The 20,477-nt window shown below is 64.7% G+C and carries 24 protein-coding genes and 2 pseudogenes; 17 read left to right on the plus strand and 9 right to left on the minus strand.

What is annotated here, in order from left to right:
- Positions 1–30 precede the first annotated feature (30 nt).
- From ACRQ5J_RS06075 to ACRQ5J_RS06085, 3 genes are all read right to left on the minus strand, one after another.
- Positions 31–516: a glutathione peroxidase gene (locus ACRQ5J_RS06075; protein ID WP_432381816.1), complete on the minus strand. Its 486-nt coding sequence runs from the start codon at positions 514–516 to the stop codon at positions 31–33.
- Positions 516–1,652 (minus strand): PilT/PilU family type 4a pilus ATPase, encoded by a 1,137-nt coding sequence (locus ACRQ5J_RS06080; RefSeq protein WP_432381818.1) that lies wholly within the window; start codon positions 1,650–1,652, stop codon positions 516–518. Before ACRQ5J_RS06080 ends, ACRQ5J_RS06075 begins: the two co-directional genes overlap by 1 nt.
- Before the next feature lie 101 nt (positions 1,653–1,753).
- Entirely contained in the window at positions 1,754–2,797 is a 1,044-nt protein-coding gene (locus ACRQ5J_RS06085; RefSeq protein WP_432381819.1) for a type IV pilus twitching motility protein PilT, read from the minus strand.
- A gap of 60 nt (positions 2,798–2,857) precedes the next feature.
- Between ACRQ5J_RS06085 and ACRQ5J_RS06090 the strand changes: the two genes are divergently transcribed.
- Positions 2,858–3,562, plus strand: a complete 705-nt coding sequence (locus tag ACRQ5J_RS06090) for a YggS family pyridoxal phosphate-dependent enzyme (RefSeq protein WP_432383597.1) — start codon at positions 2,858–2,860, stop codon at positions 3,560–3,562.
- Positions 3,563–3,566: 4 nt separating this feature from the next.
- The gene (gene proC, locus ACRQ5J_RS06095) at positions 3,567–4,388 is read left to right on the plus strand and encodes a pyrroline-5-carboxylate reductase (protein WP_432381821.1); all 822 of its coding nucleotides are present in this window, start codon (positions 3,567–3,569) and stop codon (positions 4,386–4,388) included.
- Positions 4,389–4,413: 25 nt separating this feature from the next.
- Here proC and ACRQ5J_RS06100 read toward each other — a convergent pair whose 3' ends face one another.
- The 3 genes from ACRQ5J_RS06100 to ACRQ5J_RS06110 form a co-directional block, all read right to left on the minus strand.
- Complete coding sequence (locus ACRQ5J_RS06100) at positions 4,414–4,749, minus strand: DUF883 family protein (protein ID WP_432381823.1); 336 nt, start codon at positions 4,747–4,749, stop codon at positions 4,414–4,416.
- A gap of 84 nt (positions 4,750–4,833) precedes the next feature.
- The gene (gene ubiA, locus ACRQ5J_RS06105; RefSeq protein ID WP_432381825.1) at positions 4,834–5,688 is read right to left on the minus strand and encodes a 4-hydroxybenzoate octaprenyltransferase; all 855 of its coding nucleotides are present in this window, start codon (positions 5,686–5,688) and stop codon (positions 4,834–4,836) included.
- Between the two features lie 55 nt (positions 5,689–5,743).
- Entirely contained in the window at positions 5,744–6,679 is a 936-nt protein-coding gene (locus tag ACRQ5J_RS06110) for a hydrogen peroxide-inducible genes activator (RefSeq protein ID WP_432381827.1), read from the minus strand.
- Positions 6,680–6,868: 189 nt separating this feature from the next.
- Between ACRQ5J_RS06110 and rfaE2 the strand changes: the two genes are divergently transcribed.
- The 4 genes from rfaE2 to ACRQ5J_RS06130 all read left to right on the plus strand — a co-directional run bounded on the left by rfaE2 (position 6,869) and on the right by ACRQ5J_RS06130 (position 9,487).
- The gene (gene rfaE2, locus ACRQ5J_RS06115; RefSeq protein WP_432381829.1) at positions 6,869–7,348 is read left to right on the plus strand and encodes a D-glycero-beta-D-manno-heptose 1-phosphate adenylyltransferase; all 480 of its coding nucleotides are present in this window, start codon (positions 6,869–6,871) and stop codon (positions 7,346–7,348) included.
- A complete protein-coding gene (locus tag ACRQ5J_RS06120; RefSeq protein ID WP_432381831.1) occupies positions 7,345–7,632 on the plus strand; it encodes a hypothetical protein in 288 nt (95 codons plus the stop codon). The genes rfaE2 and ACRQ5J_RS06120 overlap by 4 nt, the downstream gene beginning before the upstream one ends.
- A gap of 100 nt (positions 7,633–7,732) precedes the next feature.
- Complete coding sequence (locus ACRQ5J_RS06125; RefSeq protein ID WP_432381833.1) at positions 7,733–8,470, plus strand: helix-turn-helix domain-containing protein; 738 nt, start codon at positions 7,733–7,735, stop codon at positions 8,468–8,470.
- A 57-nt stretch (positions 8,471–8,527) separates the two neighbouring features.
- The gene (locus ACRQ5J_RS06130) at positions 8,528–9,487 is read left to right on the plus strand and encodes a DMT family transporter (RefSeq protein WP_432381835.1); all 960 of its coding nucleotides are present in this window, start codon (positions 8,528–8,530) and stop codon (positions 9,485–9,487) included.
- Here the strand turns inward: ACRQ5J_RS06130 and trmL are convergent.
- Together trmL and ACRQ5J_RS06140 are read right to left on the minus strand one after the other, a co-directional pair.
- Entirely contained in the window at positions 9,469–9,939 is a 471-nt protein-coding gene (trmL, locus tag ACRQ5J_RS06135) for a tRNA (uridine(34)/cytosine(34)/5-carboxymethylaminomethyluridine(34)-2'-O)-methyltransferase TrmL (protein WP_432381837.1), read from the minus strand. The genes ACRQ5J_RS06130 and trmL overlap by 19 nt on opposite strands.
- Before the next feature lie 18 nt (positions 9,940–9,957).
- On the minus strand, positions 9,958–10,806 hold the full coding sequence (locus ACRQ5J_RS06140) for a phosphoribosyltransferase family protein (RefSeq protein WP_432381839.1): 849 nt from the start codon (positions 10,804–10,806) through the stop codon (positions 9,958–9,960).
- A gap of 96 nt (positions 10,807–10,902) precedes the next feature.
- Here ACRQ5J_RS06140 and ACRQ5J_RS06145 point away from each other — a divergent pair.
- The 7 genes and pseudogenes from ACRQ5J_RS06145 (at position 10,903) to ACRQ5J_RS06175 (ending at position 16,664) form a co-directional block, all read left to right on the plus strand.
- Positions 10,903–11,825: pseudogene (locus tag ACRQ5J_RS06145) on the plus strand (methyltransferase domain-containing protein).
- A gap of 281 nt (positions 11,826–12,106) precedes the next feature.
- Positions 12,107–13,324 carry a cytochrome c oxidase subunit II gene (coxB, locus tag ACRQ5J_RS06150; protein WP_432381841.1) on the plus strand — a complete coding sequence of 406 codons (1,218 nt, stop codon included), beginning with the start codon at positions 12,107–12,109 and terminating at the stop codon, positions 13,322–13,324.
- Between the two features lie 15 nt (positions 13,325–13,339).
- The gene (gene ctaD, locus ACRQ5J_RS06155) at positions 13,340–14,929 is read left to right on the plus strand and encodes a cytochrome c oxidase subunit I (protein ID WP_432381843.1); all 1,590 of its coding nucleotides are present in this window, start codon (positions 13,340–13,342) and stop codon (positions 14,927–14,929) included.
- Between the two features lie 2 nt (positions 14,930–14,931).
- The gene (locus ACRQ5J_RS06160) at positions 14,932–15,039 is read left to right on the plus strand and encodes a cytochrome oxidase small assembly protein (protein WP_432381845.1); all 108 of its coding nucleotides are present in this window, start codon (positions 14,932–14,934) and stop codon (positions 15,037–15,039) included.
- Between the two features lies 1 nt (position 15,040).
- The gene (locus ACRQ5J_RS06165) at positions 15,041–15,580 is read left to right on the plus strand and encodes a cytochrome c oxidase assembly protein (RefSeq protein ID WP_432381847.1); all 540 of its coding nucleotides are present in this window, start codon (positions 15,041–15,043) and stop codon (positions 15,578–15,580) included.
- Positions 15,580–15,777 carry a DUF2970 domain-containing protein gene (locus ACRQ5J_RS06170; RefSeq protein WP_432381848.1) on the plus strand — a complete coding sequence of 66 codons (198 nt, stop codon included), beginning with the start codon at positions 15,580–15,582 and terminating at the stop codon, positions 15,775–15,777. Before ACRQ5J_RS06165 ends, ACRQ5J_RS06170 begins: the two co-directional genes overlap by 1 nt.
- 11 nt (positions 15,778–15,788) lie before the next feature.
- Positions 15,789–16,664, plus strand: a complete 876-nt coding sequence (locus ACRQ5J_RS06175) for a cytochrome c oxidase subunit 3 (protein ID WP_432381850.1) — start codon at positions 15,789–15,791, stop codon at positions 16,662–16,664.
- A gap of 113 nt (positions 16,665–16,777) precedes the next feature.
- Here the strand turns inward: ACRQ5J_RS06175 and ACRQ5J_RS06180 are convergent, their stop codons facing one another.
- The gene (locus ACRQ5J_RS06180) at positions 16,778–16,984 is read right to left on the minus strand and encodes a twin transmembrane helix small protein (RefSeq protein ID WP_432381852.1); all 207 of its coding nucleotides are present in this window, start codon (positions 16,982–16,984) and stop codon (positions 16,778–16,780) included.
- A gap of 32 nt (positions 16,985–17,016) precedes the next feature.
- Here ACRQ5J_RS06180 and ACRQ5J_RS06185 point away from each other — a divergent pair, with 32 nt between their 5' ends.
- The 4 genes and pseudogenes from ACRQ5J_RS06185 to cyoE all read left to right on the plus strand — a co-directional run bounded on the left by ACRQ5J_RS06185 (position 17,017) and on the right by cyoE (position 20,426).
- Positions 17,017–17,748 carry an SURF1 family protein gene (locus ACRQ5J_RS06185; RefSeq protein ID WP_432383598.1) on the plus strand — a complete coding sequence of 244 codons (732 nt, stop codon included), beginning with the start codon at positions 17,017–17,019 and terminating at the stop codon, positions 17,746–17,748.
- Positions 17,732–18,349 carry an SCO family protein gene (locus ACRQ5J_RS06190; protein ID WP_432381853.1) on the plus strand — a complete coding sequence of 206 codons (618 nt, stop codon included), beginning with the start codon at positions 17,732–17,734 and terminating at the stop codon, positions 18,347–18,349. The genes ACRQ5J_RS06185 and ACRQ5J_RS06190 overlap by 17 nt, the downstream gene beginning before the upstream one ends.
- A gap of 7 nt (positions 18,350–18,356) precedes the next feature.
- On the plus strand, positions 18,357–19,517 hold the full coding sequence (locus ACRQ5J_RS06195; protein WP_432381855.1) for a COX15/CtaA family protein: 1,161 nt from the start codon (positions 18,357–18,359) through the stop codon (positions 19,515–19,517).
- A 121-nt stretch (positions 19,518–19,638) separates the two neighbouring features.
- Positions 19,639–20,426: pseudogene (cyoE, locus tag ACRQ5J_RS06200) on the plus strand (heme o synthase).
- The last annotated feature ends 51 nt before the right edge of the window (positions 20,427–20,477 follow it).

Below are 20,477 nucleotides of genomic sequence, written 5' to 3' on the forward strand. Positions count from 1 at the left end.
ACTCTTGTACTGGACATTCTGTTGTCGGAATTACTCAGCCAATAGCTTTTCGATATCTGCCATCAATTCCTCCGGCTTGGTGGCCGGGGCGTAGCGGTTGTAGACGGTGCCGTCCTTGCGGATCAGGAACTTGGTGAAATTCCATTTGATGCCCTCGGTGCCGAGGATGCCCGGGGCGTCCTTCTTCAGCTTCTGGAACAGCGGATGAGCGTGGTCGCCGTTGACGTCGATCTTGGCGAACAGCGGGAAGGTGACGCCGTAGTTCTTCTCGCAGAAGGCGCCGATCTCGCCGGCGTCGCCCGGCTCCTGCGCGCCGAACTGGTTGCACGGGAAGCCCAGCACCTCGACGCCGCGCGCCTTGAACTGCTGGTAGACCGCCTCCAGGCCCTTGTACTGCGGCGTGAAGCCGCACTTGCTGGCGGTGTTGACGATCAGCAGCACCTTGCCCTTGTACTGGCCGAGGCTGACCGGTTCGCCGTTCAGGCTGTCGGCGGTGATATCGAAGATAGTGCTCATTAAATGATTCCCAAATGTTCGGTGCCGGCGGACAGGTCGCGGTTTTTCGCGGCCTTGCCGTCCAGCTTGATGGCCAGGCGCAGGTCGTTCACCGAGTCGGCGTTGCGCAGCGCGTCCTCGTAGCTAATCAGGTCGGCCTCGTGCAGGTCGAACAGCGACTGGTCGAAGGTCTGCATGCCGAGTTCGCGCGATTTCTTCATCAGCTCCTTGATCTCGTGCACCTGGCCCTTGAAGATCAGGTCCGAGATCAGCGGCGAGTTGAGCAGGATCTCGATGGCCGCCACGCGGCCCTGGCCGTCTTTTTTCGGAATCAGGCGCTGCGAAATCATGCCCTTGAGGTTGAGCGACAAATCCATCAGCAACTGCTGGCGGCGCTCCTCGGGGAAGAAATTGACGATGCGGTCGAGCGCCTGGTTGGCGCTGTTGGCGTGCAAGGTGGCCAGGCACAGGTGGCCGGTCTCGGCGAAGGCGATCGCGTGGTCCATGGTCGCGCGGTCGCGGATCTCGCCGATCTGGATCACGTCCGGCGCCTGGCGCAGCGTGTTCTTCAGCGCGGTTTCCCAATCGTCGGTATCGACGCCGACCTCGCGCTGGGTGACGATGCAGTTCTTGTGCGGATGGACGAACTCGACCGGGTCCTCGATGGTGATGATGTGGCCGTGGCTATGTTCGTTGCGGTAGCCGACCATGGCCGCCAGCGTGGTCGACTTGCCGGAGCCGGTGGCGCCGACCATGATCACCAGGCCGCGCTTGGCCATCACCACCTCCTGCAGCACCGGGGGCAGGCCGAGCTGGTCGAGCTGCGGGATTTCCGCGGTGATGGTCCGCAGCACCATGCCGACCGAACTCATCTGCACAAACGCCGACACGCGGAAGCGGCCGATATCGCCGGGGCTGATGGCGAAATTGGCCTCCTTGGTCAGCTCGAAGCTGGCGGCCTGCTTATCGCTCATGATGGCGCGCGCCAGTTCCAGCGTATGGGCGGCGGTCAGCGGCTGCGGCGACAGCGGCGTCATCTTGCCATCGATCTTCACGGCCGGCGGGAAGCCGGCGGTAATGAACAGATCCGAGCCCTTCCGGGCCAGCATCAGGCGCAGCAAGTCGAACATGAATTTAGAAGCCTGATCGCGTTCCATCATAAATCCTTAATACGAGCCCATCATTCGGGGTCAGGTCTGACATTGGTACATGAGCCCGTGTGCGAATGTCAGACCTGACCCCCGGGGTTGCCCCCGGGTTAGCCGGGGAAGTTGTCGGGGGTTTTGGCGGCGCTGCGGGCGGTGGCGGCGCTGATGACGTTGCGGCGCACCAGGTCCGTCAGGTTCTGGTCCAGCGTTTGCATGCCGACCCCGCTGCCGGTCTGGATCGCCGAGTACATCTGCGCGACCTTGGCTTCGCGGATCAGGTTGCGGATCGCCGGCGTCGCTACCATGATTTCGTGCGCGGCCACGCGGCCGGCGCCGTCCTTGGTTTTCAGCAGCGTCTGCGAGATCACCGCTTGCAGCGATTCCGACAGCATCGCCCGCACCATTTCCTTTTCGTCGGCCGGGAAGACGTCGACGATGCGGTCGATGGTCTTGGCCGCCGACGAGGTGTGCAGCGTGCCGAACACCAGGTGGCCGGTCTCGGCCGCCGACAAGGCCAGGCGGATGGTTTCCAGGTCGCGCAGCTCGCCGACCAGGATGGCGTCCGGGTCTTCCCGCAGCGCCGAACGCAGCGCGTTGTTGAACGACAGCGTGTGCGGCCCGACTTCGCGCTGGTTGATCAGGCATTTCTTCGATTCGTGGACGAACTCGATCGGGTCTTCGATCGTCAGGATGTGGCCGTATTCGTTTTCGTTGAGGTGGTTGACCATCGCCGCCAGCGTGGTCGATTTGCCGGAGCCGGTCGGGCCGGTCACCAGCACCAGGCCGCGCGGCTTGAGCGCGAACTCGGCGAAGATTTTCGGCGCGTTCAGTTCTTCCAGGCTGAGGATTTTCGACGGGATGGTGCGCAGCACCGCCGAGGCGCCGCGCTCCTGGTTGTAGGCGTTGACGCGGAAGCGCGCCAGGCCGGGGATGGCGAACGAGAAGTCGATCTCCAGCATTTCCTCGTAGAGCTTGCGCTGGCTGTCGTTCATGATGTCGTAGATCATGCCGTGCACGTCCTTGTGCTCCAGCGGCGGCAGGTTGATGCGCCGCACGTCGCCGTGCACCCGTATCATCGGCGGCAGGCCGGCCGACAGGTGCAGGTCCGAGGCCTTGTTCTTGACCGAGAATGCGAGTAGTTCTGCGATGTCCATTTATAATCCCTGTGCCCAGAAGTATATGTGGCCTGTTATAACCACCCTTACTCGATGATTATGTCCCTGATCCGCCAGAACTTGCAAGCCATCACCGCGACAATTATTGCCGCTACCCAAGAATCGGGCCGCGCGCCGGACGCGGTGCAACTGTTGGCCGTGTCCAAGACCTTCGGGCCGGAGGCGGTGCTGGCGGCGGTGGCGGCGGGGCAGCGCGCGTTCGGCGAAAACTATCTGCAAGAAGCGCTGGACAAGATCCGCGCCGTGCAGGCGGCCGGCGCGCCGGACCTGGCGTGGCATTTCATCGGGCCGATCCAGAGTAACAAGACGCGCCCGATCGCCGAGCATTTCGCCTGGGTCCATACGGTGGAACGCGAGAAGATCGCGCAGCGCTTGTCCGAGCAGCGCCCGGCCGGCATGGCGCCGTTGCAGATCTGCCTGCAAGTGAATATCAGCGGCGAAGCCAGCAAGAGCGGCGTCGCCCCGGAAGACGTGGCGGCGCTGGCCCACAAGGTCGCCGCGCTGCCGAACCTGACGTTGCGCGGCCTGATGGCGATCCCGGAGCCGGCCGACGAGTTTGCGCAGCAGCGCGCGGCGTTCGCCCGCCTGCGCGTGTTGTACGAGCAGCTGCGCGCCGACGGGCTGGCGCTCGATACGCTGTCGATGGGCATGTCGGCCGACATGCGCGCGGCGATCGTCGAGGGCGCCACCATCGTGCGCGTCGGCAGCGCGATTTTTGGCGCACGACACTACAACAAGGCTTGAAGACATGAACATTGCATTTATCGGCGGCGGCAATATGGCCGCCGCGCTGATCGCCGGGCTGGCCAATAAGCTGACGGCCGGCGCCCATCTCCACGTGGTCGACCCGAATGCGCAAGCGCTGGCGCGCCTGCAGCAACAATACGGCGTGACCACGGCCGCCGCGGCCGATGCCAGGGTGGCCGCGGCCGACGCCATTGTGCTGGCGGTCAAGCCGCAAAGCATGCGCGAGGTGGCGGCGCAGTTGCTGCCGTTCATCGATACCGCGCGCAAGCCGCTAATCGTGTCGATCGCGGCCGGCATCCGCGGCGCCGACCTGTCGCGCTGGCTCGGCGGCTACGGCGCCATCGTGCGCTGCATGCCGAATACGCCGGCGCTGATCGGCAAGGGCATCACCGGCATGGTCGCCATGCCGGGCGTGGACGCGGCCCAGCGCGAGGCCGCCGACGCTATCCTGCGCGCGGTCGGCCCCACCGTGTGGCTCGATGACGAGGGCAAGATCGATGCCGTGACGGCGGTGTCCGGCAGCGGACCGGCCTATGTGTTTTATTTCATCGAGGCGATGCAGCAGGCTGCCGAGGAAATGGGCCTCAGCGCCGAGCAGGGCAGGCAGCTGGCGCTGGCCACCTTCACCGGCGCGGCGCAACTGGCGCAGCAGTCGAGCGAGCCGGTGGCGCTGCTGCGTGAGCGCGTCACCTCCAAGGGCGGCACCACCTACGCCGCGCTGACCAGCATGGAGGCCGACGGCGTCAAGGCGGCCATCATCGCCGCCATGCGGGCGGCCGCCGCGCGCGGCAAGGAACTCGGCGACGAGCTGGGGGCGGCATAGCGCGCCGCCCACCGCGGCGGCAGGCTTATTTGCGTGAAATCAGCACGCCCAGCAGCAGGCCCACGGTGGCGCCGATGGTGACGGCTTTCCATGGGTTGTCGTGGACATAGGTGTCGACGTTTTGCGCCGCTTCGCGGCTGTGGGCCAGGATGCTGTCTTCCAGCTTGCGCAGGTCGCTGATGGCGGTGCGCAGCGTGTCGTCAAAGCGGGCGCGCGCTTCGGAGGCGGCTTCGCTGACGTCGTCCGCGCTTTCTTCCAGCCATTTTTCCGCGTCGTTGATGGAAGTTCTCAGGCCGTCGACCAGCTTGTCGCGGGTGTTGGCGATGGCGGCTTGGGTGTCGGCGATATCGGTTTGGCTCATGGTGACCTCGTCTATGTTTGTCGGTTGAAACGACAGTATCGGCGAAGTCCCCATTTTTTTGGCGCGCAATTGCGCCGGCTTGATCTAGCGCAGCGCGTAATCGAGCGCCACGCCGGCAAACACCACGCCGCCGAGCCAGTTGTTGTGGCGGAAGGCGTAGAAGCACGGATCGCGCTCGCGGTTGCGGATCAGCGTGTAGTGGTAGCAGGCCATGCCGGCCGCCACCGCCAGCCCCGCGACGAACCACAGCCGCAGGCCCATCTGCCAGCCGCACACCAGCAAGATCGCCAGGTGCATGGCGTAGCAGAACATGATGATGGCCACGTCATAGCGGCCGAAGGTGATGGCCGAGGTCTTGATGCCGATCTTCAGGTCGTCGTCGCGGTCGACCATGGCGTATTCGGTGTCGTAGGCCAGGGTCCAGAACACATTGCCGATCAGCAGCAGCCAGGCCACCGGCGGCACCTGGTTCTGGATGGCGGCAAACGCCATCGGGATGCCGAAGCCGAAGGCGATGCCGAGGTAGGCCTGCGGGATGGCAAAGAAGCGCTTGAAGTAGGGATAGGTGCCGGCCAGCACCACCGCCACCACCGACAGCTGCTTGGTCAGCGCGTTCAGCGGCAGGATCAGGCAGAAAGCGACCAGGGTCAGCACCACGGCGATCGCCACCGCCTCCTTGCCGCTGACGCGGCCGCTGGTGATCGGGCGGTTGACGGTGCGCTTGACGAATTTGTCGATGTCCTGGTCGGCGTAGTCGTTGATGGCGCAGCCGGCCGAGCGCATCAGGAAGGTGCCGAGGATGAAGATGGCCAGCAACTGCCAGTCCGGCACGCCGCCGGCGGCGATCCACATCGCGTACAAGGTCGGCCATAGCAGCAGCACGGTGCCGATCGGTTTGTCCATGCGGATCAGACGAAGGTAGAGCGCCAGCTTGGTCATAGGTCGTTTCGGGATACAGGAAAGCGGTGATTATCGCAAATCCTGGGCCCGGACGTCACTGCTCGGCGCAGAGGGTGGTAATGCCGGGCAGGTTGCACGATGCCACCACCTCGCACACGGCGTCGATGGCCGCCTTGCGGGTGAAGCTTTTACGCCACACGATGACCACGCGGCGCGACGGCGCCGGCTCGTCGAACGGACGGAATTGCAGCATGCCATCCTTGGCATTGAGGTCCGGCACCGAGGCGCGCGGCAGCACGGTCAGGCCGATGCCGCTGGCCACCATGTGGCGGATGGTTTCCAGCGATGAACCCTCGAAGGTGCGCTGCATGCCGTTGCCCGGCGCCGAGAAGCGCGCCATCTCGGGACAGACTTCCAGCACCTGGTCGCGGAAGCAGTGGCCGTTACCGAGCAACAGCATGTTCTCGGTCTTGAGGTCGTCGGCGGGAATGCTCTTGCGCTTGGTCCAAGGATGGGCCGATGGCATCGCCACCACGAACGGCTCGTCATACAACACTTGCATGGCCATACCGTGTTCCGGCAGCGGCAGCGCCATGATGGCGGCGTCCAGCTCGCCCTGGCGCAGCATTTCCAGCAGCTTGACGGTGAAGTTCTCCTGCAGGATCAAGGGCATCTGCGGCACCTTGTCGATCATGCCCTTGACCAGCGGCGGCAGCAGGTAGGGGCCGATGGTGTAGATCACGCCCAGGCGCAGCGGGCCGGCCAGCGGGTCCTTGTTCTGCTTGGCCAGCTCCTTGATGGCGGCGGTCTGTTCGAGCACGCGCTCGGCCTGGGCGACGATTTGCGCGCCCAGCGGCGTGACCGAGATTTCGGCGCCGCCCCGTTCAAACAGCACCACGCCGAGTTCATCTTCGAGTTTCTTAATGGCGACCGAGAGCGTCGGCTGGGCGACGTAACAAGCCTCGGCCGCGTGTCCGAAGTGCTTCGCCCTTGCAACGGCGACAATGTATTTCAGTTCGGTCAGTGTCATGAATGTATTTGAACACAGGCGATGCAGGGATGCAATAATGGAACGCCAAGTTGGGCTATTGTAGCCGAACATGACGCAGCGTAAGCCGGACCGGCATGTATGTCCTCCGCCACAAGCACTGTGCTGCGCGAACTTTATAATAGCGGTTTTACCGGCTGCGACGCAGCGCCCCCAACTGAAGAACTCACCATGCCCGAATTTGAAGACAAGATCTGTACCCGAGACCAACTGGCGGCGCGCGTCGCCGCGCTGCCCAAGCCGGTGGTGCTGACCAACGGCGTATTCGACATCCTGCACCGCGGCCACGTCACCTACCTGGCGCAGGCGCGCGCGCTGGGCGCCGCGCTGGTGGTGGCGGCCAACACCGACGCCTCGGTCAAGCGCCTGGGCAAGGGCGACGACCGCCCGCTCAACACCTGCGCCGACCGCATGGCGGTGCTGGCCGCGCTGGAATCGGTGAGCCTGGTGGTGGACTTCGACGAAGACACGGCGCTGGAAGTGGTGCGGCAGGCGCGTCCGGAAATCTACGCCAAGGGCGGCGACTACCAGATGGACGCGATTCCCGAAGGCCAGGCGGTGATCGCCTACGGCGGCCAGGCGGTCGCCATCGACTTCGAGCACGACCGTTCGACCACCAAACTGCTGACCAGGGTGCGCGCTTTCAAATGAGGATCATCCTGATCCTGGTGGCGGTGCTGGCCTTCCTGCTGGCGCTGTGGGGCCCGCCGCTGATGGTGGCGCGCCACTACTGGCTGCGCGGCAATCCGTGGGCCTTCCGCAACCTGCGTTTCGTGCTGCCGGCGCAGCTGCTGGCGGCGGTGGTGCTGGCGTTTGCCGCCGAGGTGCATGGCATGCCGAATCCGGCCGCGGTGATGGCCGGCTGCACCATCCTGGTCGGGCTATTGGGGGCAGGCCTGCTGGCGCTGCTGGCCAGCTGGGCGGCCCGCCGCTAACCGTCATTCCCGCGCAGGCGGGAATCCATAGGCCGCGTGAATGCACGCTCAGCATGGATTCCCGCCTGCGCGGGAATGACGATTGGCGTACACTGGCACGATGACTTCCACCGAAATCGATCTGCGCAGCTACCACGTTCCGTTCTCGGACGCGCACGATTTTGCCCAGATGGTGCTGCCGTTGCGCGGCAAGCTGACGCTGGATATCAACGGCCAAGGCGCCGTGCTGCATCCGCTGCGCGCCGCCTTCATCGCGCCGGGGCTGGTGCACACGCAGTTCTCCGATCAGTCCAACGCCTCGCTGATCCTCGACTTCGACCTCGACGCCGTAGCGCCGGAGACAGCCGGCCTGCTGGCGCAACGGCCGTTCACCCCGGTCAATCCCGCCGCCGCCAAGCTGATCGACTTCATGGGCCTGCTGCAAGCGCAGGGCGCCGCCAGCGCCGGCGTGCTGGCCCACTGGACGCCGCTGCTGCTGGAGTCGCTGACCAGCCAGCCGGTCCGGCCAGCCTCGCGCTTGCAAGCGGCGCTGAGCCGTTTTGAGGCACAGCCCGGCCATCCCTGGAATACCGCCCGCATGGCCGAGGTCGCCTGCCTGAGCGTCAGCCGCCTGCACCGCGTGTTCCGCGAGGAACTGGACACGACGCCGCAAGCCTGGCTGGGCGCGATGCGGCTGCGCTACGTCTGCCGCCTGCTGGCCGGATCGTCGCTGCCCATCGCGCAACTGGCCACGCAGGCCGGTTACGCCGACCAGAGCGCGCTGACGCACGCCATGCGGCGCGCGCTCGAGACCACGCCGCTGGCCTACCGGCAGCAGAATCAGACAAAAATCCGCTAGTTCCGCACAATCCGCGCCGCGAGCGCGCCGCCACAATGGGCCTTGAAAGGAGGGTCTATGTGGTATGGGATTTTATGTGGCGTCGCGGCCGGCGCTTTCTGGGGCACGATTTTTGTCATGCCGCGCTGGCTGGCGGACTTCTCGCCGCTGGAGCTGGCGCTGGGACGCTACCTGGCGTACGGATTGATCACTCTGCTGCTGCTGGCGCCGCGCCTGGGCGGCCTGCTGCGCCGGCTCACGCGCGACGACTGCAAGGTGCTGCTGCGGCACGCGCTGGCCGGCAACCTGGTCTACTACCTGCTGCTGTCGACCGGCGTGCAACTGGCGGGCGTGGCGGCGGCCTCGCTGATCATTGGCCTGCTGCCATTGAGCGTGACCTTGCTGGGACGGCGCGACCACGGCGCCTTGCCGCTGCGTCAGCTGGCGTGGCCGCTGGCGCTGGTGGCGGCGGGCATCGTCTGCATCAACGTCGATGTGTTCTCGCACGCCGGCGACCACGGCCAGCCATGGCCGGTGGTGGCGCTGGGCATGTTGTGCGCGTCCGGCGCGCTGCTGTGCTGGACGTGGTACGCAGTGGACAACGCGCGCTTCCTCAAGCGCAATCCGCACTACAGCGGCGCCGAATGGTCGGGGCTGTACGGACTCAGCACCGGCATCGTCGCGCTGGCGATGGCGCTGGCCGTGTATGCGTTCGGCGCCGCAGGCGGGCCGGGCGGGGATGGCGTCGCGCGCGACTGGCTGCGCTTCTGGAGCGTGGTGACGCTGGTGGCGCTGGGCGCGTCGGTGATCGGCAATCAGCTATGGAATATCGCCAGCCGGCGCGTGCCGGTGACGCTGTCCGGCCAGTTGCTGCTGTTCGAAATCCTGTTCGGCCTGCTGTACGGCTTTATCTACCTGCGTCAGACGCCGCGCCCGCTGGAGCTGATGGCGATTGTGCTGCTAACCGCCGGCGTGGCCGGTGCGGTGTGGGTGCACGCGCGTCCGCCGTCCGGCGCGCTTCAGGCGCCGCCGGCGTAGCCGTTCTGGCGCCAGGCTTCGAACACCACCACCGCCACCGTGTTGGACAGATTCATGCTGCGGTTGTCGGGGCGCATCGGCAGGCGGATACGTTGCGCTTGCGGGAAACTTTCACGCAGCGCCGGCGGCAGGCCGGCGGTTTCCGAGCCGAACACGAATACGTCGCCCGGCTGGAACCGGCATTGCGCGAACGGCGACGAGCCGTGCGTGGTCATGGCGTACATGCGCGCCGGATCGGGCTGGGTGTCGGCCACGAAGGCTTCCCAGTCCTTGTGGACTTTCATGCGCGCGTATTCGTGGTAGTCGAGGCCGGCGCGCTTGAGCTTGGCGTCTTCCAGCGGGAAGCCGAGCGGTTCGATCAGGTGCAACTGGGCGCCGGTGTTGGCGCACAGGCGGATGACATTGCCGGTGTTCGGCGGAATTTCTGGGTGGACCAGGACGACGTGGAACATTTTTCTTCCTTCTTAAAATCAATGCGGCGGCGTGCGGGCGAAGACGTAGTTGCTCACCCGCGCGGCGCCGTGGCGCTTGAGCGTTGCCGCCAGTTCGTTCAGTGTGCGGCCGCTGGTCATGACGTCGTCGACGACGCCGATGTGGCGGCCTGCCACCAGGGCGGCGTCCGGGATCGCGAAGGCGCCGGCGATGTTGGCCTGGCGTTCGGCGGGCGTGACGCTGCTCTGGGCGGCGGTTTCGTGTACCCGGTGCACCAGCCGGGCCGCCAGCGCGATGCCCAGCCCGCGCGCCAGTGGCCGGGCGATTTCCAGCGCCTGATTGTAGCCGCGCTCGGCCAGCCTGCGCGGGCCCAGCGGGACCGGGCAGAGCAGGGCTGGCACGGCCGCGCTGTCCGGGCGCCGCGCCGCTTCGCGCAGCACCGCGTCCCGCAGCAGCCGCGCGCACAGCGGCGCCAGCGCCAGCCGATGGCCGAATTTCAATTGCAGCACCAACTGGTCGACCGGCAGCACGTAGTCGGCCGCGACCAGCGTGCGGTCGAAGGCCGGCGGCTGGTGCAGGCAGGCGCCGCACAGCAGCGCGTCCTGCACGATGCCGCTGCCAAGCGCCGCGCTGTCCAAGGCGTCGGCCGCCGTCGCGCCGCGCAGCGGGTTGGCGCAGCAGGCGCAGCGGGGGATGGCGGCTGCGGGGCCGAAGAACTGCGCCTCGCAGCCGGGGCAGAGCGCGCCGTCGCTGTCGCCGCCGCACAGGGCGCAGGCGTTCGGCAGCAGCCGGTTCAGCAGCGGGGCCAGCAGCCGGAGCCGCCAGCGATCCGCCAGCCGATGCAGCAAAGCGGCGCCGCCGCGGTCCGCCGGAATCTTGCCATCCATGCCACGCCTCCACTGTGAAAACCTCACCGGCCTCCGTCGCGTATGCGTTCAACCATGTACACTGCCGACATTATCGCATTACAACGACCTATCACCATGCAAGTCCCTGCTAATCCGCCCAAACTGAGCGCGCCGATCGACCTGGAGCGCGTCCGCAAGCTGTTTTCGCGTCCCGAGCGTATCGCCGCCGCCGATTTTCTGCGTCGGGAAATATCATCGCGCATGTTCGATCGCCTGGAATTGATTAAAATAGCGCCTTCGCGCGTATTGGACGCCGGTTGCGGAACCGGCGCCGATCTGCCCTTGTTGCAAAAATCGTATCCCACCGCCCAGATCCTGGGCCTGGACGCCGCCGAAGCCATGCTGCACGCCGCGCAGGGACCGGGCGCCAGGCAATCGTCACTGAATCAGTTGCTGAGCAAGCTGCTGCCGTCGAAAAGCGGCGTCGACCTGCTATGCGGCGATTTTGCCGATTTGCCGCTGGGACCGAACTCTTTGGATCTGGTGTGGTCGAATCTGGCGCTGCACTGGCATCCGCAGCCGGACCGCGTGTTTGCCGAGTGGCGCCGCGTGCTGCGTGTGAACAGCCTGCTGATGTTTTCGACCTTCGGCCCGGATTCGCTGCGCGAACTGCGCGCCGCTTTTGCCGAGGCCGACCTGGCGCCGCACGTGCTGCCCTTCGTCGACATGCACGATTTTGGCGATCAACTGGTCGAAGCCGGTTTTTCGACGCCGGTGCTGGACATGGAAACCATCACGGTAACCTACGATACGGCGCAAGCGTTGTTGTCCGACGTGCGCGCGCTGGGCGGCAATCCGCTCACCACGCTGCGCCGCAGCATGATGGGCAAGGCGGCCTGGCAACGCATGCTGGAGACGCTGGAGCGCGGCCGCCGCAGCGACGGCAAGCTGGGGCTGACCTTGAAGTTATCTACGGCCACGCCTTCCGGCCGGCGCCGAAGCTCACTTCCAAGGGCGAAGCGATCATCCGTTTCGAGCCGCCGCGCAAGCCGCGCTGAAGGCGGGGTTCATGTTGCCTTGCGGCGTAAAGCTGGGGGGCAACAACAATAGTTTATTGCTTGATGTGCCACGTTTTTGTTCTATATAATCAATCACTAACTTTGCCACCATGGCAAACACGGGTTACATCGAGCACGAACGAGCAGTTGCATTAAGCAGAAATCGCGCGCCGGACCATGCCGGCGCGGCGTTGTTGTTTAAGGAGCGTCGCCGGTTCAGTTCACCGATTGCCGGTAAGACGTTAAAAAATATTTTAATTTCTTGGGCAGTTGGGGAAAACATGACATATGCGAAGCGACTTCAAGCGTTGATGCTGGGGCTGGCCATGCTGGCCGCCGGCATGCCAACGTGGGCAGCTGACACCGCAACAGGGACCTACACCGCCGCGACTGGCGGCACCGGCGGGCCCACCGACCGTGCATTGAACCTGCAGCCGCCCGCCACCGAAATCGCTTCCCAAGTCTACGACCTGCACAACTGGATGATGGCGGTGTGCCTGGTCATCTTCGTCGCCGTGTTCGGCGTGATGTTTTATTCCATCTTCAAGCACCGCAAGTCGCTCGGCCACAAGCCGGCCACCTTCCACGAATCCACCGCCGTCGAGGTGGCCTGGACCATCGTGCCCTTCCTGATCGTCATCGGCATGGCGCTGCCGGCCACCCGCACCGTGGTCGGCATGAAGGACACCTCCAACGCCGACATCACCATCAAGGTCACCGGCATGCAGTGGAAGTGGGGCTACGACTACCTGAAGGGCGAGGGCGAGGGCATCAGCTTCCTGTCCAACCTGTCGACGCCGCGTTCGCAGGTGGGCGCGCCGGGCTTCCAGCCGACCGAGGCGCGCGGCGACAACTACCTGATGGAAGTCGATAACGAGGTGGTGGTGCCGGTCAAGCGCAAGATCCGCCTGATCACCACCGCAAACGACGTCATCCACTCGTGGTCGATCCCGGCCTTCGCCGTCAAGCAGGACGCGATTCCCGGCTTCGTGCGCGACACCTGGTTCAAGTCCGAACACACCGGCACCTTCCGCGGCTACTGCTCGGAACTGTGCGGCAAGGAGCACGCCTTCATGCCGATCGTGGTGCGCGTGGTGACCGATGAGGAATACACCGCCTGGGTCAATGCCAAGAAGAAAGAAATGGCCGCGCTGGCCGACGATCCGACCAAGACCTGGACCCTCGACGAGCTGAAAACCAAGGGCGAGAAAGTCTACGCCGCCAACTGCGTGGCCTGCCACCAGGCCAACGGCCGCGGCACGCCGGGCATGTTCGCGCCGCTGGACGGCTCGGCAGTGGTCAACGGGCCTAAGGGTGAACAAATCAACGTGCTGCTGCACGGTAAGAAGAGTGGGAAATATCCTACCGAGATGCCTGGCTGGAAACAACTGTCGGATACGGATATCGCGGCTGTCATCACCTACACCCGCAATAGCTGGACGAACAAAGCCGCCGAAAACATCGTTCAACCAGCCGAAATCGTGGCTGCACGTAAGTAATCAGGAGCATTACAGATGAGCACTACTACTTTGGATCACGGCCACGATCATGATCACGCGCACGACCATCCGCATGGCGCCGCGCGCTGGCTGTTCGCCACCAACCACAAGGATATCGGCACGCTATACCTGTGGTTCTCGTTCACCATGCTGCTGTCCGGCGGCGTGCTGGCGCTGATGATACGCACCGAGCTGTTCAAGCCCGGCCTGCAATTCTTCCAGCCCGAGTTCTTCAACCAGCTGACCACCATGCACGGCCTGGTGATGGTGTTCGGCGCCATCATGCCGGCCTTCGTCGGCTTCGCCAACTGGATGATTCCGCTGCAGATCGGCGCCTCCGACATGGCGTTCGCGCGCATGAACAACTTCTCGTTCTGGCTGCTGCCGCCGGCGGCGATCCTGCTGGCCACCTCGTTCCTGGTGCCGGGCGGCGCCACCGCCGCCGGCTGGACGCTGTACGCGCCGCTGTCGACGCAAATGGGGCCGGGCATGGACATGGCGATCTTCGCCATGCACCTGATGGGCGCGTCGTCGATCATGGGCTCGATCAACATCATCGTCACCATCCTCAATATGCGCGCGCCCGGCATGACGCTGATGAAGATGCCGATGTTCTGCTGGACCTGGCTGATCACCGCCTACCTGCTGATCGCCGTGATGCCGGTGCTGGCCGGCGCCATCACCATGACGCTGACCGACCGCCACTTCGGCACCACCTTCTTCAACGCGGCCGCCGGCGGCGACCCGGTGATGTACCAGCACATCTTCTGGTTCTTCGGCCACCCGGAGGTGTACATCATGATCCTGCCGGCGTTCGGCATCGTCTCGCAGATCCTGCCGGCGTTCGCCCGCAAGCAGCTGTTCGGCTACGCCTCGATGGTGTACGCCACCGCTTCGATCGCCATCCTGTCGTTCATCGTCTGGGCGCACCACATGTTTACCACCGGCATGCCGGTGACCTCGCAGCTGTTCTTCATGTACGCCACCATGCTGATCGCGGTGCCGACCGGCGTCAAGGTGTTCAACTGGATCGCCACCATGTGGCGCGGCTCGATGACGTTTGAAACGCCGATGCTGTTCGCGGTCGGCTTCATCTTCGTGTTCACCATCGGCGGCTTCACCGGCCTGATCCTGGCGGTGACGCCGATCGACATCCAGCTGCAGGACACCTACTACGTGGTGGCGCACTTCCACTACGTGCTGGTGGCCGGCTCGCTGTTCGCGCTGTTTGCCGGCTTCTACTACTGGGCGCCGAAGTGGACCGGCCACATGTACAACGAGACGATGGGCAAGACCCACTTCTGGCTGTCGCTGATCACCTTCAACATTACCTTCTTCCCGATGCACTTCCTCGGGCTGGCCGGCATGCCGCGCCGCTATGCCGACTATTCGGCGCAGTTCACCGACTGGAATACGGTCGCCTCGATCGGCGCCTTCGGTTTCGGCCTGTCGCAGGTGTTCTTCCTGTTCTGCGTGATCCTGCCGACCATCCGCGGCGGCAAGAAGGCCGAGGCCAAGCCATGGGAAGGCGCCGAGGGCCTGGAGTGGACCGTGCCGTCGCCGGCGCCGTTCCACACGTTCGAAACGCCACCGCAGTTCAAATAAGCATGAGCGGCCAACGCAAACCCGGCAACCTGCGCACCGCCCTGATCCTGGGCGCGCTGGTGGTGTTTTTCTTCGCCTCGGTGTTCGTCAAGCGTCTCTGGCTGAGCTGACATGGGCAACCGCACACTGCTCCTCAAGCTGGCCGTGTTCGCGGTGCTGATGTTCGGTTTCGCCTACGCGCTCAACCCGTTCTACCGCCAGATCTGCGAAGTCTTGGGGCTGAACGTGCTGACGCAGAAGGACGGCACTGTCGAGTACGACAAGAACACGCAGGTCGACAAGAGCCGCAGCGTCACCATCGAGTTCGACGGCAACGCCCAGGGTCCATGGCGCTTCCGGCCGACGCAGGCCAGCATGACGGTCCATCCGGGCGAGCTGAACACGGTGATGTACGAAGTGGTCAACACGCAAAAGCGCGAGATGAACGCGCAGGCGATACCGAGCTACGCGCCGCAGAACGCGACGCCGTATTTCATGAAGGTGGAGTGCTTCTGCTTCCAGCAGCAAACGCTGAAGGCCAGCGAGGCGCGGCAGATGCCGGTGGTGTTCTACATCGATCCGAAGCTGCCCAGGGAGGTGAAGACCATCACGCTGTCGTACACCTTCTTTGAAGTCGGCGGCGGCCTGGTCAAGTCGGCGGCGGTGCGGTGATGGCCGACAAGCCCGGCTTCCTGTACTCGCTGAAGGCCGTGCTGTGGTCGTTTGTGGGGCTGCGCCGCAAGCGCGATTTCGACGCCGACAACCAGCAGGGACTGAACCCGCTGCACGTCATCATCGCGGCGCTGCTGGCCGCCGCGGCATTCATCGGATTACTGATAACAATCGTCAAACTGGTAGTAGCCACATAGTGAATAGGGAGATGAAGATGAGTTCAACAGGATCGCATGGCGGCGCCGCGCCGTACTACTTCGTACCGGGCCCGTCGCGCTGGCCGCTGCTGGCCGGCCTGTCGCTGCTGGTGACGATGATCGGCGCCTCGGCCTGGGTCAACGACGTGTCCTGGGGGCCGGCCGCCAACGGCGTCGGCATCGTCGGCACGCTGGTCGTGCTGTACTTCTGGTTCGGCGACGCCATCAAGGAATCCGAGGGCGGCTTGTACAGCCAGCGCATCGACCATTCCTACCGCTGGTCGATGGGCTGGTTCATCTTTTCCGAGGTGATGTTCTTCGGCGCCTTCTTCGGCGCGCTGTTCTACGCGCGCACCATCACGCTGCCGTGGCTGGGCGACCTCGATCATAAATTCATCTGGCCGGATTTCGCCGCGCAATGGGCCGGCGCCAGCCCGGCCGGCACGGTGGAAGAGTTCCGCACCATGGGGCCGTTCCCGATTCCGACCATCAACACGGCGCTGCTGCTGACCTCGGGCGTGACGCTGACCATCGCCCACCACGCGCTGCGCGCCGGCCATCGCGCGCAGACGGCGTTGTGGCTGTTTGCCACGGTGCTGCTGGGGGCGACCTTTATGGGCTTCCAGGGCTATGAGTATTATCACGCCTACACCGACTTGAACCTGAAGCTGACTTCGGGCATCTACGGTTCCACCTTCTTCATGCTGACCGGTTTCCACGGCTTCCACGTGACGATGGGCGCGATCATGCTGTCGGTGGTGCTGTACCGCGTGCTGAAGGGACACTTCACGCCGGACCACCACTTTGCCTTCGAGGGCGCGGCCTGGTATTGGCACTTTGTCGATGTGGTCTGGCTGGGCCTGTACGTGGTGGTGTACTGGATGTAGGCTGGCCCGCATTCCGCCAACGCCGTCATTCCCGCGCAGGCGGGAATCCATACTGAGCTTGCCGCGCACAGCCAGCATGGGTTCCCGCCTGCGCGGGAACGACGGCGGTTTTTTTATCCGTTGCGGATGCCGGTCGGCTGGATGTACCCTAGCTTGTAGGCGAGCAGTATCAGCAAAAACAGCGTGATCGACAGCGCCACGCGCACCGCCAGCGCCCGCACCGTGTTGTTGCTGCGGCCCTTGTCGCGCAGCAGGAAAAAGAATGCCGCCCCGAGGCTGCCGATGATCAGGACAAATGCGATGGCGACGGCAATTTTCATGTCATGTGGAGTGGCGATTTGATTAAGGTTCCATTGTAATGGCGTTCCGCTTTAAATTGATCCCTTTGGTCGCCACGGTGCTGGTGGTGGCGCTCGGTGTACAACTCGGCAACTGGCAATCGCGCCGGGCCGAGGAAAAGACCGCGTTGCAGGACAAATTGTCCCAGGGGGCGCAATCGGCGCCGCTGGTGCTGGACGGCGCGCCGATTGCAGCGGACACTGTCGCCTGGCGCCGCGTCACCGTCAGCGGCGTGTTCGTGCGCGACTGGCCGGTGTATCTCGACAACCGCCCGTACCAGGGGCGGGCCGGATTCTATTTGCTGATGCCGTTTAAAATAGCGGGATCGGACATGCACGTGCTGGTGGCGCGCGGCTGGCTGCCGCGCGACCCGCGGGTACGCGACAAGCTGCCGGCTTACGCCACGCCGGACGGCACGGTCACGCTGCACGGCATCGCCCGCCACAACGCCGGCCACGTGATGGAGCTGGGCACGGCGCCGCCGCTGACGCCCCACGCCATCGTGCAGAACGCCGATCCGCTGCAGCTGGCCAAGGACAGCGGCCTGACCATGCAGCCGTTCGTGCTGGAGCAGGGCGCGCCGGCGCAGCCGTCGGGCGACGACGCGCAGATGGTGCGCGACTGGCCGGCGCCGTCGCTGGGCGTGGAGAAACATCAGGGCTATGCCTTCCAGTGGTATGCACTGTCGGCGATGGCCGTTATCTTTTTTGTGGTGAACGGGTTCAGACGTGGAAAAACCAAATAAACCGGGTCGTGGTCGCTGGAAGCTGCTGGGGGTGCTGGCGGTCTGCGCGGCGCCGCTGATTGCCTCATACTTCACGTATTACGTCATCAAGCCGAAAGGCGGGCAGACCAATTACGGTGCGCTGATCGATCCGCGCGCGTACCCGATTCCGGCCATGGCCAGCACCACGCTGGACGGCAAGCCGGCGCGGCTGGAAGACTACAAGGGCAAGTGGATCATGCTCAAGGTCGGCCCGTCCGACTGCGGCGCCGATTGCCAGGACCAGCTGTTTGCCATGCGCCAGCTGCGCACCATGCAGGGCAAGGAGGCCGACCGCATCGAGCGGGTGTGGATGATCACCGACGATCAGCCGCTGGAAACCATGCTGCTGCGGGTGAACGACGGCACCCGCATGCTGCGCGCGCCGGCCGCCACGCTGGAAAAGTGGCTGCCGCTGGAGCAGGGCGCCGGCGACCGCGCGGCCGACCATGTGTACCTGATCGACCCGCTGGGTAACCTGATGATGCGCTTCCCGAAAGGGGCGGTGTCGAGCGACGTCGAGAAGGTCAAGCGGGTCCACAAGGACATCGCGAAATTGTTGAAGGCTTCCGCCATAGGTTAAACGTATTATGCATCTCACTCTTGCCCAAATGGCCATCACGGCGCTGTTGATCGCGCTGCTGCCGGCCGCCATCGTCTGGACCTCGTCGGACGCCAACAAGTACCGCAAGCTGGTGTGGGTCTGCGTGTTCATCACCTTCGACCTGATCGTGTTTGGCGCGTTCACCCGCCTGACCGATTCCGGCCTCGGCTGCCCGGACTGGCCGGGCTGCTACGGCGCGGCCAACCCCTTCATCGCGCACGAGCAGATTGTTGCGGCCGAGACGCTGATGCCGCACGGCCCGGTGACGGTGTTCAAGGCCTGGGTCGAGATGATCCACCGCTACCTGGCGATGACCATCGGCGTGCTGATCGTGGCGATGATGGCGCAGGCCTGGTACCAGTGGCGCAAGTCGAAGGGCACGCGCGCCGAGTACGCGCCGTGGATGCCGACCGCGCTGTTCTTCTTCGTCTGCCTGCAGGGCGCGTTCGGCGCCTGGACCGTGACGCTGAAGCTGCAACCGGTGATCGTCACCATCCACCTGCTGCTGGGCATGGGCCTGCTGGCGATGCTGGTGTGGTACGGCGGCCGCCAGAACCATCTGATTTCGCCGCGCACCGTGGTCAGCGCCTCGCCGCCGGCGATGCGCAAGATCCGCATCCTGGCGGGCGTGGCGGCGGCGATCGTGCTGGTGCAGCTGGCGCTGGGCGGCTGGGTCAGCACCAATTACGCCACGCTGGCCTGTACCGACTTCCCGCTGTGCAACGGCAAGCTGATACCGGAGATGGACTTCGAGCACGGCTTTACGCTGTGGCGCGAGCTTGGCAAGACGGCCGCCGGCCACTATCTGCCGTTCTCGGCGCTGACGGCCATCCACTGGGTGCACCGCAATTTCGGCCTGCTGGTGGCGGTCGTGGCCGGCTACGCCGCGTGGCGCGCCTGGGGCCACGATGCGCTGCATAAAGTCGCGCGCAATATCGCGCTGGTGCTGGGCGCGCAGATCGTTACCGGGCTGGCGACCATCTACCTGAGCTTCCCGCTGACCATTGCTGTATTGCACAACGCCGGCGCGGCGCTGCTCGTCCTGTTGCTGACCATGTTAAACTACAAGGCTAAGTACCAGTACGACATTGCAAAAAAGGCAGCATCAGGCTCTGCCCATCCTCCGGCGTCGACGGTACGGCATTGATTAAGTTTCTCTCATGACCACGCAAACCGTAAGCAAACCACACCAGAGCCGCGCCGCGCAATTTTGGGCGCTGACCAAGCCGCGCGTCACCATGATGGCCGTGTTCGTTGCCATTATTGGCATGTTCCTCGGCACCCCGGAGGGGCTGCCGTCGCTGGCGCTGGTGTTGTATGCAACGGTGGGGATCTGGCTGCTGACCGGCGCGGCGTTCGCCGTCAATTGCCTGGCCGAGCGCGAGATCGACGCCCGCATGGCGCGCACCGCGCGGCGGCCGATGGCGCTGGCGACATCACCGTCATGCAGACGGTGATGTTTGCGCTGGTGATCGGCGGCGCCGGCATGTGGGTGCTGTACACGCTGGTCAATCCGCTGACCATGTGGCTGACGTTTGTGACCTTCCTCGGCTACGCGATCATCTACACGATGATCCTGAAGCCGGCGACGCCGCAGAACATCGTCATCGGCGGCCTGTCGGGCGCGATGCCGCCGGCCTTGGGCTGGGCGGCGGTGGCCAACGATGTGCCGATGGAGGCGTGGCTGCTGGTGATGATTATCTTTGTCTGGACGCCGCCGCATTTCTGGGCGCTGGCGCTGTACCGCCGCGACGACTATGCGCGCTCCGGCCTGCCGATGCTGCCGGTCACGCACGGCATGCAGTTCACGCAGTTCCACGTCTGGCTGTACTCGATCGCGCTGGCGGCGACCACGCTGCTGCCGTATGCGGTGCAGATGACCGGCCTGATCTACCTGGTCAGCGCGGTGATCCTGAACGCCGTGTTCCTGCACCACTCGTGGAAAATCTACCGCCACTACACCGACCTGATCGCCCGCAAAGCGTTCGCCTGGTCGATCATGTACCTCGGCCTGCTGTTCCTGGCCCTGCTGGTCGACCATTACGTCAAAATCTGAATAGCGTTATTCACGGGCCTCGTTCGATGGCGGTAATGGCGGCGCTGTAGC

The organism is Duganella sp. P38, from assembly GCF_050859475.1.
Lineage (GTDB): Bacteria > Pseudomonadota > Gammaproteobacteria > Burkholderiales > Burkholderiaceae_D > Rugamonas.

Bases quoted from the DNA above. Each gene is read 5' to 3' on its own strand.
- ACRQ5J_RS06075 (WP_432381816.1), bottom strand. From the start codon at position 516: ATGAGCACTATCTTCGATATCACCGCCGACAGCCTGAACGGCGAACCG.
- ACRQ5J_RS06080 (WP_432381818.1), bottom strand. From the start codon at position 1,652: ATGGAACGCGATCAGGCTTCTAAATTCATGTTCGACTTGCTGCGCCTG.
- ACRQ5J_RS06085 (WP_432381819.1), bottom strand. From the start codon at position 2,797: ATGGACATCGCAGAACTACTCGCATTCTCGGTCAAGAACAAGGCCTCG.
- ACRQ5J_RS06090 (WP_432383597.1), top strand. From the start codon at position 2,858: ATGTCCCTGATCCGCCAGAACTTGCAAGCCATCACCGCGACAATTATT.
- proC (WP_432381821.1), top strand. From the start codon at position 3,567: ATGAACATTGCATTTATCGGCGGCGGCAATATGGCCGCCGCGCTGATC.
- ACRQ5J_RS06100 (WP_432381823.1), bottom strand. From the start codon at position 4,749: ATGAGCCAAACCGATATCGCCGACACCCAAGCCGCCATCGCCAACACC.
- ubiA (WP_432381825.1), bottom strand. From the start codon at position 5,688: ATGACCAAGCTGGCGCTCTACCTTCGTCTGATCCGCATGGACAAACCG.
- ACRQ5J_RS06110 (WP_432381827.1), bottom strand. From the start codon at position 6,679: ATGACACTGACCGAACTGAAATACATTGTCGCCGTTGCAAGGGCGAAG.
- rfaE2 (WP_432381829.1), top strand. From the start codon at position 6,869: ATGCCCGAATTTGAAGACAAGATCTGTACCCGAGACCAACTGGCGGCG.
- ACRQ5J_RS06120 (WP_432381831.1), top strand. From the start codon at position 7,345: ATGAGGATCATCCTGATCCTGGTGGCGGTGCTGGCCTTCCTGCTGGCG.
- ACRQ5J_RS06125 (WP_432381833.1), top strand. From the start codon at position 7,733: ATGACTTCCACCGAAATCGATCTGCGCAGCTACCACGTTCCGTTCTCG.
- ACRQ5J_RS06130 (WP_432381835.1), top strand. From the start codon at position 8,528: ATGTGGTATGGGATTTTATGTGGCGTCGCGGCCGGCGCTTTCTGGGGC.
- trmL (WP_432381837.1), bottom strand. From the start codon at position 9,939: ATGTTCCACGTCGTCCTGGTCCACCCAGAAATTCCGCCGAACACCGGC.
- ACRQ5J_RS06140 (WP_432381839.1), bottom strand. From the start codon at position 10,806: ATGGATGGCAAGATTCCGGCGGACCGCGGCGGCGCCGCTTTGCTGCAT.
- coxB (WP_432381841.1), top strand. From the start codon at position 12,107: ATGACATATGCGAAGCGACTTCAAGCGTTGATGCTGGGGCTGGCCATG.
- ctaD (WP_432381843.1), top strand. From the start codon at position 13,340: ATGAGCACTACTACTTTGGATCACGGCCACGATCATGATCACGCGCAC.
- ACRQ5J_RS06160 (WP_432381845.1), top strand. From the start codon at position 14,932: ATGAGCGGCCAACGCAAACCCGGCAACCTGCGCACCGCCCTGATCCTG.
- ACRQ5J_RS06165 (WP_432381847.1), top strand. From the start codon at position 15,041: ATGGGCAACCGCACACTGCTCCTCAAGCTGGCCGTGTTCGCGGTGCTG.
- ACRQ5J_RS06170 (WP_432381848.1), top strand. From the start codon at position 15,580: ATGGCCGACAAGCCCGGCTTCCTGTACTCGCTGAAGGCCGTGCTGTGG.
- ACRQ5J_RS06175 (WP_432381850.1), top strand. From the start codon at position 15,789: ATGAAGATGAGTTCAACAGGATCGCATGGCGGCGCCGCGCCGTACTAC.
- ACRQ5J_RS06180 (WP_432381852.1), bottom strand. From the start codon at position 16,984: ATGAAAATTGCCGTCGCCATCGCATTTGTCCTGATCATCGGCAGCCTC.
- ACRQ5J_RS06195 (WP_432381855.1), top strand. From the start codon at position 18,357: ATGCATCTCACTCTTGCCCAAATGGCCATCACGGCGCTGTTGATCGCG.